Source organism: Providencia sp. M-27 (assembly GCF_011077905.1).
Classification (GTDB): domain Bacteria; phylum Pseudomonadota; class Gammaproteobacteria; order Enterobacterales; family Enterobacteriaceae; genus Providencia; species Providencia huaxiensis.
In genome coordinates this window covers 226,467-243,411 of record NZ_JAALBT010000001.1, presented here as the reverse complement: position 1 = coordinate 243,411, position 16,945 = coordinate 226,467, and the positions used below count along the sequence as shown (strand labels likewise).

Below are 16,945 nucleotides of genomic sequence, written 5' to 3'. Positions count from 1 at the left end.
TCAGGTACGAAAAATACATGGGGATAGCTCCCCATGTATCAACTAATAAAAATTAAATTTAATATTATGGAGCTGTTACATCACAGTTTGGTGCATCAACAGCTTTCGCTGAGTATGTTTTGTTACCGTGCTTATCAGTACAAGTTGTTACTAATTGGCAAGATTTAACTCCACCAATAGTGATGCTCTCATAAGTATCAGTACAAACTTGTTCTGTTCCACCAATTACAGCAGCAGCTTCGATAGCATTTAACTTTTTCATGTTATTTCCTTTTATATAGATTTAAATTAATAAAACACCCTATTTATTGATAATGGACATCAATAAATTCTTTAGATTTTTAATTAACACATGAAGTACCACATGAATAATTAAAAATTCAATTCTTCTAATTTCTCATTATTATCAAATAAAAAAATCGCTTTTTCTTTGACACTTTTCGCTTTCTCTCTCTCACCTAATTCATTTAAAACAAGGATCCAAGAAAAATAAACATTAACATCTAGCCAAGAACGTGAATAACTTTCAGCCCAAGATGAAAACAAATTCAAATAATAAGGGTCTTGCGTCTCATTATAGCGTAATAAATATCCCATATTGAGATCTAATTTATAACGATCATCGATTAAGTAATATTTCCATTCGCTATAATCAGGCTCATTTCTCGAAAGAAGAAACTGTTGCCCTGTTTTTTCTATATAGGTTAAATATTGCTGCGTTTGCAAAGTAAAATACAGCAACCCCATTGATAAAAAACCACCTAACGCAATAACTATTTTAGAACAATACCCTACAACTTTATTCAAATGATATTTTTTAGTTGGAATATCAGCACAACGTATTAGCAGTATCAGTACCACCCCATGAGGTATTGATAGCCACAATGGAAACTCTGTCATCATGTGTAAAACAATTGGTAATGCAATAACTAAAAAAACATAATTATTATTTTTACTTTTTAATGAAGAATAAAGTAGATACCCACCACCAATAATAACTAACAATATCGCAGCAATGCCAACTAACCCACCTTCAACCATCCAACGTAATATCTCATTATGTGGATGTGACATGCCCCTTACTTTGGTTTCTAGTAACCCACCACCAAAGCGCTCTAAAAATACAGATTCAAAACTACCAACACCCGTACCAAATAAAACATTCTCACTGAATAAATATAAACTATGCTGCCACAATACCCATCTAATATGCGATGTCTGTAATTTACTTTCAGAAAAGTCAGAAATATTAAAAGCAACTTTTATTCCATAACCAACAATAAGACCGATAACAATCGCTATTACAGAATAAAAAATATATTTACGATGATACTTTGCAAAAAAATAAAAAACAACAACAATTAATAATAAATTTAAATATCCAGTTAATGATTGAGACAACGATAATACGGTGCTCATTAAAATGAGACTCACAATGATAATAGTAGACGCATACCATGTGATGGTTCTTATTAAAATAAACATACCTATTGCACTGGCAATGCCAACACAAATAAAACTAGAAAGAACATTAACTTGTTGGAATACGCCATATGGCCTATCCCCTGATATTGGGAAAAATTTAAAAACTTGTGCTATTGAATATAAGCTCTCAATAATAGCAGCAAATAATACACTGCAAACAATTATTTTCAATACGGATTCTGAAATATTTATTTGCAATAAAACTTGATAAAAAAATAACGCACCCAATAACCAATATGCAGTCAAGTATGCATTAAGCTGGTAATCTTCAGGTGAAAAAAAACATAAACCTAATAATAACACCAACCCAAGCGTAATATAATTACTCGACTTAGAGTAATATAATTTTGAATTTTTAATTTGTGTAATATTAACCACTATAATAAAAAAAGCAATAAAAAAACTACTAATTATATTAAATGGTAATGACAAACCTGTTCCGCCCATATTCGGCAAATAAATATGCAATATAATACCAAAAAATATTATAACAAAACCTAAAAGCCCCCATGGATAACTTTCTTTTTTATTATTTTTAATTTTTATTGCAAAAATCATATTTTTATTCGTTATTGATAATTTAATGTATAGTATGCTGTACTATAAAAATTCCCATAAGTAATAGTTTGGTTAACTCTCGCTTCAGGCTCAGCCTCGACATAAGCCTTAAATTGAATTTCCGTATTATTTGTTGCCAAGTTTTGCGCTAGTGATGGCGTATTCAATTCTATGGGTGTTTCATTTAAATTTAATAACCCAATACCAATACCGCTAGCTTCACTTTGGTCACTAATCGCAAGATGGTCAGGAAGATTCCCATTTTCAATTCCATTAAATGTCACTGTCACCGATTTAAATATAGTCGTATTACAGTTCGCTAAATGAATTGAGAAATTTAAAGGTTTCGATTTGCCTTCTTTATAAAGTTCTTTAACCGAGATTTGTTGAAAACTAACAGAGACCTTCTCACTTCCAGGCGCTATCTGACATGGCGTAGCAACAACCATGCCTTTGAATGAATAGCTACCCATATTACTCGGGATCACACTCGCACTCACCGCCCCCGAGACTAATAAATATAAGCCAATCGACAATAAATATTTTGTACGTTTTAACTGATTATTATTTCGCATGATCGGCCTCATTGGAATTCAGCAAGAATGGTTCCGGTACTTGTAAACTCACCTTCTTCCACACTACTTCCAGGCGCTGCTATTGGCGCAGCCGTTAAGTTCCAAGTACCTTGGTTATTAATAAAGTTAGGCACTTGGTATGCTTGATTCGGTTTTACCAATGTACCCGTCACATTATCAGTCACCACAATGCCAAGATTTGTGCGTTTCACACCATTTTTTAATGTACCGAAATAAGCAGGGTTAAAATCCGCACTACCTGACGCCCCTGGTAAGAGTGACAGCTTGATATTTAAATCACCTGTCGTAAAACTCCCACCGCTACATTTGACTGGGATCTTAAAGGGCTGAGCATAATTAACTCCATTTAACCGTTCACTCGTATTTGCTACATCAAGAAAATCAATATTAATTGGGTTACCTTGATTAATCGTACACTCGTCAGCAACTGTGATAATCCCTGCACCTAAAACAACCCGAGTTGAAGGGATTGACGCATAAGCTGTACTGCCATTCGCTGGGCTGCCTTTTTTAGCAAAAACCTGTACCAGTTCAGCTTGGTTGATGGTAATACCATTTATAATCGGTTTTTTCAGTCTAAACGTGATTGTTCCGCTCGATCCCGTCCGTAACTCGACGCCATAATCACGGCTATTGACACTCGGTGGAATACACTCTATTGGCTCAGATCCCCCATTCCATATATCTTTAACAGGAACAGGAACTTTCTGACCAATCGTTCCCCCAATTTGAATTTCAACTTTTACATCAAAATATTCATTAAGGTTCAGATACCCTGGGTTTTGCATTGATGTAGGAATGGTTGACATTAAATCAAATGTCATTCCTGAATCAGGATCTGAACTCCCAGACCCTCCTGTATTCATTTTTTTTTGGCAATAAATATCGAAAAAAGGCCAGTTACCTACATCAAAATTGAATACTGTTTCGGCATCCTTCTCATTGACAAGTATCTGATTATTCATCCTTGCTTCGAATGTATAAGTCCCCCCAGTAGGTATAACCGAGCCGTGAGGAAAGCCCAAAGCAGATAACGGGAAAGCCCCTATTGTCAGTAAACCAGCCACAAGAGTCATATCTTTTAGTTTTTTGTTGTTGGATACAAACATGGTTATAAATACTCCAGTTTTAGCCTAATTAACCCACTAAAAGTTCCCGCTGAAACAGACTGTGCTGTAGATTCTAATGAGGCATTAAGTGTAATGTTGTTATCACCAGGTTTGATCACCCATGAGCTTGTTGGCTGATTGACCATTAGGTTTTGATGTTCCTTACTGGAAATACGTAATCCTGCGCCTCGAATATCACCTGTAACTCGCACGAGCTCAGGGTTAAAAAAATTCGAATCTCCTGCAATACTCAATGAAACAGCACTTTCACCTGTTAGGTAGTAACGCTGCGCATTTTGAGTTGACTCTCCAGCAGCATTCACAAATGACTTAGATGCTCCTCGCTGACAATCTTTGAGTCGAATATTAAATGCAACAGGCGCGCTTCTATCGCCAATACGACGAAACGCTCTAGCATTAATCTCACCTAAATCAATATATTGCTCTTGAGTCTCCAATTCGAGGACACAAGGTGACGCATAAACACTCCCTGTAAAATGCACAGTACTATGAACGTCTAGCAACGTTTGGCGTGATAGTTTTTCATCCGCAATATCTGCAACCGCAGAGAAACTTCCTAGCCCTAACAATACGATCCCTAAGCACCTAATGTTCATATGAATACTCCTAGCGAATCTGTTGTTCTGGTGGTAACGCTTTACACGTATTTCCGCTACAACTGTATTTCAGTTCTGGATGACCACCATAATCATTCACATACATCATGGTGAAACTATCAGCTGAGCTATTGACCTTAATATCGAGATTAGATTTAGGGGCGATCATTACGCCAGGAAAATCAGTCAGTTTTTTTCCGCCGTCTGCCACAAGTTTATTATTCAGGCTAATAATGGTTACAAAATAAGGTGTTGGGTTTTCAGCACGCCAATTATTCCCCTGTTTATAAAATGTCACTTGGTCTTGCCAAACCGCACTTTTAGATTCAGGAATAATAGCTGTCGGCCGATAAAATAATTTAATGCGCGATTGCATCGCTAGCTGTAAAACATTTGGTTTATCAGGTTTCGGTGGAACTTCACGCACATTTAAATAAAACAGACTTTCTCGGTCTTGGGGAAGCTTATCTATCTCGGCTGTTTTTGAAACACGAGCAACGCCTTTTTGCCCACCATTAATGCGTTGTAATGGAGGTAATACAACTAATGGCGATGTGATTTTTTTCCCATTGGCATCTTCAACCCATGACTGAGCAAGAAAAGGAATACTTGAGCTGGTGTTTGATAAATTAGCACTCGCAGAATTTTCATCGCCTTTAATGATCAGTCGTGTTCTATCTAGTGAAATACCTGCATATGATTGCCCTACGCCAACCATCATAACTAGCAAACCACCTACCCATTTATTTATACGAATCGCCATTTTCTCTACCTTATAAGATACTTTTTCAAACTGTCATTACATTATTGGCAAGGCAGCAAAACTGACATACCCGAATTAATTTTTTCAGGCAGTTGAATTTTACATTGCGCTTTTCCGCCCCAAGATACCGTTAATGTTTCTTTAGGATTTACTGCCATCAAATACGCCAATCCATTTTCCATTAACATGGCAATATTAATACCATCAGCGTTTGTCACATCAGCACCAAACGGAGGTACCGTATCGTTATAACGAATAGTTGCGATGAGCTTTTCACCTTCTGCTACATCAAACCGCTGATAACCGATTGCACCTTCTGTTAATGTCGATGTTGCTATCGCCTTATTGGTATCAACGTTATTTTTTAACTTATCGACATCAATACGTGTGTCGAAGCTGTAATAGCTGACAATGTCAGGCACAACAGAAATACCAGCCCAGTTAGTCCGCGTTTTTTCATGGTTAAACGGCACGCCACCAACACCGTTGGTATCGACCATAATTCTTGCTGTATCCGTTGTACCAGTACTGTTATGTAATGCAGAGCCATGTTTGGTAGCAGTAAAACCACCGCGTAATGTCCCGTTGATCGATGCCGTTTGCCTTTCTTGATAGCTGACATTGGTATTAACTTCAGCAAGTTGCGTCCGTTTTTGATAATATCCATCAAACCGCACGCGATCATCGCTGCTTCGGCCGGCTCTAACTCGCCATAAGTTATTCATGTCCCTGTTATCACTGTAAGAGAGCATGTGGCTGGTCTTACTGCCGCTGTTTTGCAAGTCGTATCCTGCCCAACGGCTATCACCAACAGGTACTGAAACCGAAAGTGAAATGCTATCGTCACGTCGGCCTCGATAGTCAGAACGGTAAGCCGCAATATTGGTTGAGACACCATCGATACCCATTAGACGAAATGTTCGACCCACAGATAAGCCATACCTATCTTGGGATGTTTGGTCCCAAAAAGTCTGATGGGTATAAGTTAAGAATACCGTCGTTCTCCAATCAGGATCATCAGCCCAAAAAGTTTTATTCCCTGTCACGGTATACATCTCTTTTTGACGGCCAATACCCAGATATCTGTTCTCACGCTCATCTAAATATTGCGACAGCGTTCTAAACTTATCCTGCGAGAAGCGGTAACCCGCAAAAGTAATCGTACTGTTAAGTTCATCAAATGATTTTGAATAACTCAGGCGATAAGAAGAACCCGTTTGCGTGTTATCACCTGGCATTCTGCTAATGGATTGTGTGACATCTGCAGAAAGCGCACCAAATATAGATAAATCACGCCCTAACCCAGCAGATATTGCGGTGTAATCCCTACCAGCAAAAAGTAGCCCACCAATGAGTGACCAGTTATTGCTCAGTCCCCAAGAGAAATCTCCCGTGGCAAACATTGGCCCCTCAAGCTTGTGATTAAATCGAGATGGCTTACCGACCGAAGCGTTGTAACGCACATAACCTGGGCGCGTTAAATAAGGGATATTTGCCGTATCAACTTGAAAAGTCGATACCTCGCCGTCATCGCCTTCAACTTTGACATCCAAGGTTCCACGAACGGAGCTTTGCAAATCTTGAATACTGAATGGCCCCGCAGGTACCGTCGTTTCATAAACGACACGCCCAGCTTGAGTCACAACAATTTTTGAATTGCTTTTCGCGATACCATTAATCTGTGGCGCATATCCCCGTAGATTCGGTGGTAACATACGTTCATCACTGGCCAGGTTAAAACCGGTGAAGCGGATCGTGTCAAAAACCTGAGAATTTAAATAAATTTCCCCCAGTGTCAGCTTAGCCGCCATGTGGATCAGAGGACGATATGCATAAAACTGGTTCCAATCGAATTTTCTATCACCGCGCTCGTTATAATTAGCTTGATAATCAGCTCTAAAGCGCCACGCCCCTAAGTTAAACCCGGTTTGGCCATATGCTGACAATGAGTGCTTGTTTGTATTTGTCGTCAAAGAACGAAAAATTGACCCTGTCAGGTTATAATCAAATATAAGGCCTGAAACCCCTGAATCCCAACGCTCAGGCGGTACCCAACTAGGATCGGAATATTTCATCCATGCCTGTGGAATAGTGATATCCAGTTTGCCTTCATTATTATTAATTTTAACGCCTGAAATAGGTAAAATATTTGAACATTCAGGGGATATGGCTTGGATTTTTTTTAACGCATCTTCTTTGAGCGCTAACATTTCAATTTGCTTAGGAGTAAAACAAACTAATGATTTTTCACTATCTTGAGGATCGGTAATATAAGTGACTTTCTGCTGCGACAATGATTGTCCATTAATATAGACATCTAATAAATAAGTCCCAGGAAATACAAAGTTATCTTTAGAGAATCGAGTTAAATCAATATTGTTACGATCACCAACATCTAATACGTCAACGTTAAACTCAACAAGATCATTTGCAGACATATTTGGTGAATAGCAAAGTACTGCAATATATATTGCAAATAGTCTTTTTATATTATTTATATTTCCATTTAAAATAATCATTTTAATTACTCAGTATTCACTCGTTGGCTAGAGATTTAGTTCAATTCTCTTTTATATGTAATTATTAGTTTTAGAAATAATCCATCCTAAACCTTAGAACCCCTTCGAAATCACCTGCCTTAATATGCTTTTGATAAGCAACTAAAACAGCAGTAAAATCTAATCTATTGCGCCCTTCTAATAATGTGTAATCCGGCATTTTTCTATTAAGCTTAAGTATTTCTCCGTGAGAATCTCTAAATTGAATTCCAAATCCTTCTGAATCACCACTCACTTGTAAAATTTGGTCATCATTAACAGAGGTTCCCATCATGGTTATTTGCGCGCGCGATGCACTACCTTTGTCATTAGAAGGCAACGTACATCCAACGAGCTTTATATCAAAATCCTTACTCACCAAAATATTGATTTCTGGGGTAATCTCTCGGGCACTAATTTCACCAAAATTAACCCAAAGCTCTCGGCTTTCAGGATCAATCGTGCATGAGGCTTCTATTAATTCACCTTGCATTACAATATCACCAGGGGTGTTATTGCCGGTCATTCCCCAACTTAATAGAGGCCATAACAAACTAGAGCCTAGTGTTATTTTTGCAACCCGACTTATCATGGACAATACCATTTAGTTATTGGTAGGTTTTATTAATGCGGAGTATTAAATACTCCGCACATTGATATAAAACCAATTACAAATTATTGGTAATCAATTTTAAAATTGATAGTTGAATCAAAGCTACCTGGAGTCACTGCATTAGATGCATTATCAGATTTTAAATAAGCAACGAATGGAATTGCAGTTTTACCATTAGATAAGTTAACAGAAGAAGAAGCTTGTCCCCAAACAACATCTTTATTTCCATTGTCTCTTAAACCAATACCAGCACCACTTGCAGTACCTGAAGTGAACGCTGCTAATGTATTATCATTAGGGTTAATAGTTGATGGTGTGTAAGTTACTGTTGCTGTTTGTGCAACGGTAGTATCACACCCTTGCAGAACGATATCTTTCTTGATATTACCTGCACGCTCACCATTTTTTAAATTAGAAATAGGGATCTGATAAAAGTTAACTTTTACAGGACTTGATTCTTGACTTAAACCACAAGCAGAATTCACTAACTCACCTGAAAATTCGATAGTACCGTTAGTAGGAGTACCAGTATAAGCAGCCATTGCTGCGAATGAAGCAAAACCTGATGCAAATACGGCACCCATTACAAATTTATTCAATTTCATGATTATTTAATCCTGTGTAATTCTTACATGATGTATGTTTCAACGTAACAGTTGTTAATAACAACTTTAGATAAAAATAATCATTAACTTTAAAATTAATTAATGATTATTTTTAATAAAGTTTTCATTTTAATATATTACATTAGTTATGTTTAACAATTTCCCTTCACTAAACGAATTAAACTATTTATTAACCGAATTATCGCCACATTTTCTTAATATCTTTATCTAAAATAGAAAAATAATTATTCCCATTTTTCATGGTGTACTGTAATCTTTCATTATCATATTTATCTATTACGTGGTTAAAAAAATCTCTCCAAGACTTATTGAATATGATTAGGATTGTATCCATCATTTCAAATGTTAGCTTTGTTTTCCCCGTCTCGTATCGAGATATCTGCTGCTGGCTAATATTCAATCTTCTTGCTAACTCTCCACCAGTTAAGTTTTGCTCTTTTCTAATTCCTCTCAAATACTGTCCTATCTCTTTATTTATCTCATTAGAAAAATAAGTCATTTAATTCAACCTTTGTATTAAAAATTAATTATAGGCACCAATCTGAACCATAGATACCGTCCTAAAATTTTTAATGATTATATGGTTGATTATTTGTTTTGTATAATCGATAAGGCAAATTGATTGCTATTAAAAACAATTTATTGCCCTATTAATACGAAGTAAATGTAACAAAACAGCTCAACAGTAAAATTAATAATATAAATAACAATATGTTATGGATACAAAATTAGATTTACTCATATTGGAAATTACATTTTGGTACATTTTAAAATATTGAAACACAGATTTTACTAATGAGATGTATTTTATGGTGAAATTTCAATCGCAAAATACAACTTAAGAATGCAGCATTACTCGAATTTTGCGTTTGTAAATTATATGAATTTTTTTTAAGACTTATCTGAGCTTTGTTATTTATAAACACCAACAAATTAATTATAAATTACCGTAAAGTTTATCACCAGAATTATGGACCATAGAAAACATCACTAACACCCAATAAATTCCAACACAATATAAAAAACCAGAATATTTATTACTCCGATAATGAGTATTAAGATATTATATTTCATATTTGTTAATTTTATACTTTAATAAAGTGTACATGAAAGATTCGTTTAAACATTTCATCCCTGTAAAAAATAAGAATTTAGCCGAGTCACACTAAGTTTGGGTTCAATTCAAATAGTAACGATATAACCGTTACCACAAGAAGGGGATGAGCAAGACGACAAGCACTTATCATAAAACGATGTACAGATTTGCTTTACACAATATTGAGATACATACCAAATACCTAATACTGAGAAACTCCAGTACTGGCATTTGATAGTATCAGGAAAGAATACGATTAAAGCGCGTCACCCTTTATTAAGGTTTTATTCGTTGTGTTTGCTGGCTCCGCATGCGATAAGCAAACGCACTCCCCACAACGGCTAAATAGATAAATGGTTCAGGCGTTAAGGTTTTTAGTGACAAAGTATAGTGGCAAAGCGCCAATATGAGCGTAGGGTAAAGCAGCATATGAATTCTGTTCCACCATACACCCAAATAAAGGCGTATACGGTTGAATGAACTAACTGCCATTAACGATAAACACAACCAAGCTATCGCTCCAATTGCTAAATAGAGCCGCGAAAAAATCTCTTCGAAAAATAACGCCAAATTATTTACGCCAATTTCCAGTAATAGATAGCTACTAAAATGCAGCGCAGCCCAGAAAAAACACCATACCCCCAGTAATTTTCGCGTCTGAAACAATACGGTAAATCGCAATAATTTTGCAGCCAGTGGGATCAATACAATAATGACGAGCAAACGCAAAGCAGCTATTCCTGTAAAATGTTGGATATCTTTAGCTGGGTCGGCTCCAAGCCGTTGGGTCTCGACTAAAAAAATTAGCCATACTAGAGGGAGCAAAGCAATAAGGTGAAAACTCCCTTTGGTTAATCCAACGATGAACTTATTGTCTTGGGGCATCAATAATATCTCCGCAAATCCATTCCTTGATACAAACTTGCCACTTGTTCGCCATATCCATTAAACAACAATGTTGGCTGTCGGGTCACTTGGCCTAAGCCTCCAGCACCAATAAAACGCTCAGTGGCTTGTGACCAACGAGGATGGTTTACACCTGGATTCACATTGGCAAAAAAGCCATATTCGCTCGGCGCTGATAGGTTCCATGTCGTGTCAGGCATTTGCTCAGTAAGGCGAATTTTGACGATAGATTTAATCCCTTTAAAGCCATATTTCCATGGTACGACCAACCGGATCGGTGCTCCGTTTTGGTTGGGTAATGTCTTTCCATAAACGCCAGTCGCCAGCAAAGTCAGTGGATTCATGGCTTCGTCTAAGCGTAGCCCTTCAACATAGGGGTACGATAAACCACCACCAATATAACGACTTTTTTGTCCTGGCATTTGTTCTGGAGCGTAGCGTGTTTCAAAAGCCACATATTTGGCTTTGCTAGTGGGTTCGACTAAAGCCAATAGTTTCGCTAAAGGGAAACCAACCCATGGAATAACCATCGACCAAGCCTCAACACAGCGCATGCGATAGATGCGCTCCTCTAAGGGAAACTTAGTGTTTATATCATCTAAATTAAGCGTAAGAGGACGATTCACTTCGCCGTCTATTGTCACCGTCCACTCATCCGTGACTAAAGTATGAGCATTCTCAGCAGGATCGGATTTACCGAGCCCAAACTCATAAAAATTATTATAACCAATCACTTTATCTTCTGGTGTGAGGGTTAAAGATGGCTGAAACTCTTCAGGTTGAATAAATGTCAGAGATTTTCTTGGCGTCATCGGAGTTGTTGGCGTATCGTCGTTAAACCAAGAAAACAGCCCTGCATTAGCTGTCGCCGCAACGGTTAAACCTGCAGCTCCAATGCCTAAAGCCTTAAGTAACTGACGGCGTTTCATAAAAAAGAGGGTTTCATCCGTGATTTGAGATGTGGGAATTTTAGGTAACTTTTTCATCATGCGCTCCATAGCAAAAAGGATATGAAATTAGTTATACCGAAAGCGCAGTAAAAGTGGCTGACAGTAAGATGACAAATTTGTCATCTTACTTAATTGTAGGAAATTTCAGGGTAATGGTACTGGTTCCTGCATGGTGCTCAAAACTCACTGACCCGCCATGTAATTCGACTATCGCTTTCACAATCGCTAACCCAAGTCCTGTTCCCTCTGTGGTTCGAGCATTATCACCACGCCAAAAACGCGTGAAAATTTCATCACTATTTTGTAGAGGTTCCCCTTGGTTAGTCATTTTAATTTCTCTCTGTTGCGGCAGCGCTATAATTTGGGTAACGACACGGGTGCCCGGGTGAGAATATTTAATCGCATTGGAGACAATATTCACTAAAACTCGGCTGAGTAATACAGGGTCAGCATCAAGAGTCAGGGATGAGGGCTCGCTATGCAGCTCAATCTGTTTTTCTTCTGCATAGGCAGAAAAGAGCTCATAGACATCGTTAACTAACGTATATAAAGAAAGGTTTTCTCGATTTAAGGTAATATTTTTATTTTCAGCACGGGCAATAAACAAAGTACTTTGTATCATTTGTGACAGTTTATCGAGCTCCTCAATATTACTGACTATCATCCCTTCATATTCGCTAACACTGCGCGAACGCTGAAGTGTTATTTCATTTTGTACCCGGATCGCATTAATTGGGGTTCTCAGCTCATGCGCCAAGTCATCGGCAAACTGAGTAAGTTTGACAAAATCATGCTTTAACCGCTGGCGCATCGTATTCATTGATTCGCCCAACTCTTTCAACTCCTGTGGTAACTGGTCAATATCAATTGGATCATTTAATGCGTGAACGTCTGTTTTGACCGTTATCTGGCTCAATGCTTGAATGTCGGATAATCCTTTTTTCAACAGCCATAAGCTGAGTAGCCCCATCAGCAAAATTGAGAAAATAGAAATCACTACGCTTTGGATGAGATATTGAGTCAACACGCCACTACGGTCGACAGAAACTTTACCAAGAACGACATGGAGCGGCCCTATTGGGGAATTCATCGAGAAATAAACCGCAGAAATAGGGATACCTTGAGCAGTTTGCCAATGGTTAATGGCATTGATATTTAGCTGCTCAAGGTTGACTAACTGAAGAGGTTGGGAGCCCAATAACTCTTGTTTGGTAGTAACCAGTATTTTCCCTGCTGCATCAGAAATTTGGATCAAGTCTTGACGCATGTCCATCATGCTTTGGAAATACATGGGAAGTGTTTTGATATCAATACCACCAGCGATGAGCTTAGCAAGTTGCTCCGCACGGTTAACCAGTAAATTATTATCTTGTTCAGATAGTTCATTTTTGAGTGAATGATACAAAACCCATGTCACCACCCCAGCATTAGTAACCATAAGAACGATAAACAGAGAAATAAGTTTGAAGCGAAGTGACTTCTTTTTCATTCTATAGGCCTATTTAAACGGTATCCCATCCCTCGAATGGTTTCGATGAGTTTAACGTCAAACTCATCATCGATTTTTTTTCTCAACCGACGGATAGCCACATCAATAATATTCGTGTCACTTTCAAAATCAATGCCCCAAACTTCGCTAGCAATTAAAGTTCTAGGTAAAATTTCATCGCAATGTAGAACGAAGAATAGCAATAAGGAAAACTCTTGCCGCGTTAAGGTGATTTTCTTTCCCGCACGCTCAACATCATCGCGAGTTAAGTCGATTTTTAAATCCGCAATAGTCATGGTGGTTGAGGCTGGTTGGTTAACTTTTAATTGGTTTTTAACCCTAGCTAATAATTCAGAAAACGAAAACGGCTTAACCAGATAGTCATTGGCACCAAGCTCTAAACCTTTAATTCTGTCATCAACGGCATCCCGCGCAGTGAGGCAAATTACCGGTATGTTTTTAGCTGTACGTAAGATTTTTAAAATTTCCCAGCCATTCATACCAGGCAGCATGATATCGAGGATCACCAACTGATAACTGTTTTCTAAGGCAAAATAGAGACCATCGCGACCATCATTAGTCACATCAACGAGAAAACCCGCTTCTTCTAACCCATTTTTGACCCACACTTGGGTTTTTAGGTGATCTTCAATTAATAGTATTCTCATGGAAACCTAACAGTGACTTTATTTGACTTAATTTCATCTTAAAGAAATTTTTCCTTTAAAGAAACGGGTAGGAATTAAACTCAACAGGAAATATCTCGACTTTTAGTCGCTTGTTATTTGTCGCAATATCTCGAACGTAGTTCTTGCTTAATTTATATGTGCTTTATACAGGGTCTAAGGGCAAGCGAATGCAACGGGCTTATATGAAGCATTCTGTTTACTAAAGGAACCTCTATTTAAACCGATTTCATCCCAACGAGCAAAACACAGTTCACTGGAGCGAATGAAGACTAAACTAATAAGGTGAGTTTAACGACAAGGCTAGTTAAAGGTCTTCCCTTATAATCATCAATGCGTTGTAAGAACTCAGGTAGGCGTTTAAGCTCTAATGCGGCTCTATGGACTCGTTTACCTGTGGCAACTGCGCCAGCCATATCTTGTGCAGGATTATAATCAATCAAACCACTTTGTACGGCATAGCGCATAATGGCTGTCACACGTTGTTGTAAACGTGCCGCCACTTCAAAACGTCCAGACATTTTTACGGCTTTAATGAGTTCGAGGAGATCGCGGGTTTTCAGTTCGGCAATATTGCGTTAACCAATAGCAGCGAAGATATTGTCCTCAAGGCTTTTGAGCACTCTATGGCTATGGCCTTCTGACCACTTCTTTGCATTTTTCTCTGGGATCAATACCATTTGCTATTAACTTTCTACCCGCATCTCTTTTCTTTCTGTCTTCTGCACATAAAATATCAAGGTAAACACCAATAATTAAACCAACAGTAGGTACTTGATGTGGGTTGACCTTAGTATACTTGGGAAGACTGAAAAGTGGGGAAAAGCCTTGTAAAACTGGGATTTCAGATACAAAAAAAGACGTCCGTTGACGTCTCTTGATGTTCTTATGGTGCGAAGGCCGGACTCGCAATAAAAGACTAACAATATGAAATTTAAATAATATATTTTTACTGATTATTTTTATACCCGTAAATGTACCCATATTGAAAACATTGCATTGATAGATATAAAAATCAGGGTAACACTTAGTTTATACTTATAAGTCTAATACATACTAATAAACTGAAATCATTAAATTAAATTAAATTAAATTAAATTTAATGAAGATAAACGTAGTAAAATTCTAGTTCTTTTGCTCAACACAATTAAAAAGCGGTAGTATCCAACTACCGCACCGCTAACTGTTTATTCTTCGCTCTCAAGTAAGCCCATTTGCTCAATTCGCTCACGGATTAACTGTTTACGTTTCTCAATAAAACGTGGGTAGTTTTCCACTTTCCACAAAGTTTTTGGTGAACTAGGAATACAATGTAATTCCAAAAATTCAGTAGATTGGTTTTTAAGCCATTTGTCTAATGGTTGTGCTCCTTTGTCACCAGCACCATTTTGATGGGCAGGCAACAGCATACAGTTAGCAAGTTGATCTATTTCCCAATTTTCATAAATTCGTATTTGACGCCCAGTATCTTCATTCAATTCCTTCTGTTCTTTTAGTAGGCTACGAGCAAAAATATGGTCAATTTGTGGTTCATGCTGAAAGCCTGAAGATTTATATTCTCCGCCATACCACAAGTTAAATAACAAGTGAATATGACCACTACCATAGCCGCACCAGTAAAATAAGCGTTCTTCCGTCAAGTTCAAACTTCGGTTAGAAGAAACAATCGCAGCATTAATTTTCTTCAGATCGAAACCTTTATCTTCTTCAATTACTTTAACCAATTTATCAATAATGCCATCTGGTTGACCAGAAAAAACACCATTAAGTAATGCAGGTACCAAATATTGTTTTAAGGCTTTCGATTTAGATAATTTTCCTGGGAAATGATATTGCAAAAATACTAATGGGATTAGAGCATTATAAGATGTAAGGGCTTTGCCGGAACGAATATATGTTTTGCTAACGATTTCATCTTTAACAAACAGTAAAGCTTGGGAAATTTCTGGCCACTTTTCACTGATCTGTTTACGAACATCATCCTCACGCAACTTATCAACATTATATTTAGCGCCAAAACCTAGTAGAGTAGTACTTAGTTTTATTAGAAAATCACGTGAAAAGTTAAAGCGACCATTATCATTAATTTTTTCCAGAAAATCCTCAAAAATAACATCTGCATCTGACCATTCAGTTGATAGCAAGGTGAACATAAGGTCAGACTTACTCAACCTTGTTCCTCCTGAATTTGCTCGAATAAATACTTCCACCACGTCATCAAAATCTAGTTCACTATCATCTTCACTGCTATCAATTACATGATAGAGTACCGCTCCTTCATTGCTAAACTCTTGCCGTGCACGACTGAGATTGATTGTAGCTTGCTCTCTCTCTTCTGTACTCAGCTCCAGTTCATTATCTATCACACATTGACTAAGTATTTGCTCTGGTAATTTTTTTGTATAAATAATCTCGGACATAGCCATCCAAGGCCACGTAGTTTTTTTAGCATCTTTAAACTCAAAGTGATAACGTATTTCTTCTTTAATTGATTCTGCACCACTTAATAAGTTGAAGTGTAATACTTGTCCATCAATACTACCTTTCAAAGCTAGGTAGAAGCTCTGTAGGCGTTGTTGCCCATCTAATACCAACCACTTAGCCTTCTTTTTGCCATGATGATAATGGGCCTTTAAATCAACCTTACCATCATTGAAGTTCGCAATAAACTTGCGATATTTTACTTCTTCACGTGTTTTCCATAATAGCATAGAAGAAAGGGGGGTATTGTCTCATTACAGAGTCAAACAATCGAACTATTTGCTCAGTATTCCATACAAATTGCCTTTGAATATTTGGTAGCCAGAGCCCCCCTCCATCTGCCTCATCATTATTAATATCCTGAATTATCGCTTTAATTGATTTACTGGGCATCACAGCCATCCTTATTAAATATATGAAAAATATCGCACTA

General features: G+C 37.4%; 15 protein-coding genes and 1 pseudogene. All 16 read right to left on the bottom strand.

All coding sequences use genetic code 11. The features are described from left to right. Positions 1-64: 64 nt before the first annotated feature. Entirely contained in the window at positions 65-262 is a 198-nt protein-coding gene (locus tag G6Q48_RS01130) for a DUF4762 family protein (protein WP_102138136.1), read from the bottom strand. Positions 263-372: 110 nt separating this feature from the next. Next, entirely contained in the window at positions 373-2,043 is a 1,671-nt protein-coding gene (locus G6Q48_RS01125; protein ID WP_166264112.1) for a PglL family O-oligosaccharyltransferase, read from the bottom strand. An 11-nt stretch (positions 2,044-2,054) separates the two neighbouring features. After that, positions 2,055-2,618, bottom strand: coding sequence for a fimbrial protein (locus G6Q48_RS01120; protein ID WP_229597489.1), 564 nt, complete (start codon positions 2,616-2,618; stop codon positions 2,055-2,057). Positions 2,619-2,626: 8 nt separating this feature from the next. Next, a complete protein-coding gene (locus G6Q48_RS01115; protein ID WP_102138139.1) occupies positions 2,627-3,748 on the bottom strand; it encodes a fimbrial protein in 1,122 nt (373 codons plus the stop codon). Between the two features lie 2 nt (positions 3,749-3,750). Beyond that, positions 3,751-4,365 (bottom strand): fimbrial protein, encoded by a 615-nt coding sequence (locus G6Q48_RS01110; protein WP_102138140.1) that lies wholly within the window; start codon positions 4,363-4,365, stop codon positions 3,751-3,753. A gap of 10 nt (positions 4,366-4,375) precedes the next feature. Further along, entirely contained in the window at positions 4,376-5,086 is a 711-nt protein-coding gene (locus G6Q48_RS01105; protein WP_229597622.1) for a fimbrial biogenesis chaperone, read from the bottom strand. A gap of 83 nt (positions 5,087-5,169) precedes the next feature. After that, positions 5,170-7,647 carry a fimbria/pilus outer membrane usher protein gene (locus G6Q48_RS01100; protein WP_166264110.1) on the bottom strand — a complete coding sequence of 826 codons (2,478 nt, stop codon included), beginning with the start codon at positions 7,645-7,647 and terminating at the stop codon, positions 5,170-5,172. Between the two features lie 70 nt (positions 7,648-7,717). Further along, the gene (locus G6Q48_RS01095) at positions 7,718-8,257 is read right to left on the bottom strand and encodes a fimbrial protein (protein WP_166264108.1); all 540 of its coding nucleotides are present in this window, start codon (positions 8,255-8,257) and stop codon (positions 7,718-7,720) included. 83 nt (positions 8,258-8,340) lie between these two features. Continuing rightward, positions 8,341-8,883 carry a fimbrial protein gene (locus G6Q48_RS01090; RefSeq protein WP_102138144.1) on the bottom strand — a complete coding sequence of 181 codons (543 nt, stop codon included), beginning with the start codon at positions 8,881-8,883 and terminating at the stop codon, positions 8,341-8,343. Between the two features lie 199 nt (positions 8,884-9,082). Further along, positions 9,083-9,403 carry a helix-turn-helix domain-containing protein gene (locus G6Q48_RS01085; protein ID WP_102138145.1) on the bottom strand — a complete coding sequence of 107 codons (321 nt, stop codon included), beginning with the start codon at positions 9,401-9,403 and terminating at the stop codon, positions 9,083-9,085. 873 nt (positions 9,404-10,276) lie between these two features. Beyond that, positions 10,277-10,885, bottom strand: a complete 609-nt coding sequence (locus G6Q48_RS01080) for a sulfite oxidase heme-binding subunit YedZ (RefSeq protein WP_166264106.1) — start codon at positions 10,883-10,885, stop codon at positions 10,277-10,279. After that, positions 10,885-11,895: a protein-methionine-sulfoxide reductase catalytic subunit MsrP gene (msrP, locus tag G6Q48_RS01075; RefSeq protein WP_195697835.1), complete on the bottom strand. Its 1,011-nt coding sequence runs from the start codon at positions 11,893-11,895 to the stop codon at positions 10,885-10,887. Before msrP ends, G6Q48_RS01080 begins: the two co-directional genes overlap by 1 nt. Positions 11,896-11,980: 85 nt before the next feature. Next, positions 11,981-13,345, bottom strand: coding sequence for a heavy metal sensor histidine kinase (locus G6Q48_RS01070; RefSeq protein WP_166264102.1), 1,365 nt, complete (start codon positions 13,343-13,345; stop codon positions 11,981-11,983). After that, entirely contained in the window at positions 13,342-14,013 is a 672-nt protein-coding gene (locus tag G6Q48_RS01065; protein WP_166264100.1) for a heavy metal response regulator transcription factor, read from the bottom strand. Before G6Q48_RS01065 ends, G6Q48_RS01070 begins: the two co-directional genes overlap by 4 nt. Before the next feature lie 243 nt (positions 14,014-14,256). Next, positions 14,257-14,790, bottom strand: a pseudogene (locus G6Q48_RS01060) (tyrosine-type recombinase/integrase); the annotation flags it as partial. Between the two features lie 428 nt (positions 14,791-15,218). Further along, the gene (locus tag G6Q48_RS22715; RefSeq protein WP_166264098.1) at positions 15,219-16,742 is read right to left on the bottom strand and encodes a GmrSD restriction endonuclease domain-containing protein; all 1,524 of its coding nucleotides are present in this window, start codon (positions 16,740-16,742) and stop codon (positions 15,219-15,221) included. Positions 16,743-16,945 lie beyond the last annotated feature (203 nt).

Coding starts and splice junctions, on each gene's coding strand:
- G6Q48_RS01115 (WP_102138139.1), bottom strand. CDS start 3,748: ATGTTTGTATCCAACAACAAAAAACTAAAAGATATGACTCTTGTGGCT.
- G6Q48_RS01085 (WP_102138145.1), bottom strand. CDS start 9,403: ATGACTTATTTTTCTAATGAGATAAATAAAGAGATAGGACAGTATTTG.
- G6Q48_RS01100 (WP_166264110.1), bottom strand. CDS start 7,647: ATGATTATTTTAAATGGAAATATAAATAATATAAAAAGACTATTTGCA.
- G6Q48_RS01110 (WP_102138140.1), bottom strand. CDS start 4,365: ATGAACATTAGGTGCTTAGGGATCGTATTGTTAGGGCTAGGAAGTTTC.
- G6Q48_RS01130 (WP_102138136.1), bottom strand. CDS start 262: ATGAAAAAGTTAAATGCTATCGAAGCTGCTGCTGTAATTGGTGGAACA.
- G6Q48_RS01105 (WP_229597622.1), bottom strand. CDS start 5,086: ATGATGGTTGGCGTAGGGCAATCATATGCAGGTATTTCACTAGATAGA.
- G6Q48_RS01095 (WP_166264108.1), bottom strand. CDS start 8,257: ATGATAAGTCGGGTTGCAAAAATAACACTAGGCTCTAGTTTGTTATGG.
- G6Q48_RS22715 (WP_166264098.1), bottom strand. CDS start 16,742: ATGCTATTATGGAAAACACGTGAAGAAGTAAAATATCGCAAGTTTATT.
- G6Q48_RS01120 (WP_229597489.1), bottom strand. CDS start 2,618: ATGCGAAATAATAATCAGTTAAAACGTACAAAATATTTATTGTCGATT.
- msrP (WP_195697835.1), bottom strand. CDS start 11,895: ATGATGAAAAAGTTACCTAAAATTCCCACATCTCAAATCACGGATGAA.
- G6Q48_RS01065 (WP_166264100.1), bottom strand. CDS start 14,013: ATGAGAATACTATTAATTGAAGATCACCTAAAAACCCAAGTGTGGGTC.
- G6Q48_RS01080 (WP_166264106.1), bottom strand. CDS start 10,885: ATGCCCCAAGACAATAAGTTCATCGTTGGATTAACCAAAGGGAGTTTT.
- G6Q48_RS01090 (WP_102138144.1), bottom strand. CDS start 8,883: ATGAAATTGAATAAATTTGTAATGGGTGCCGTATTTGCATCAGGTTTT.
- G6Q48_RS01070 (WP_166264102.1), bottom strand. CDS start 13,345: ATGAAAAAGAAGTCACTTCGCTTCAAACTTATTTCTCTGTTTATCGTT.
- G6Q48_RS01125 (WP_166264112.1), bottom strand. CDS start 2,043: ATGATTTTTGCAATAAAAATTAAAAATAATAAAAAAGAAAGTTATCCA.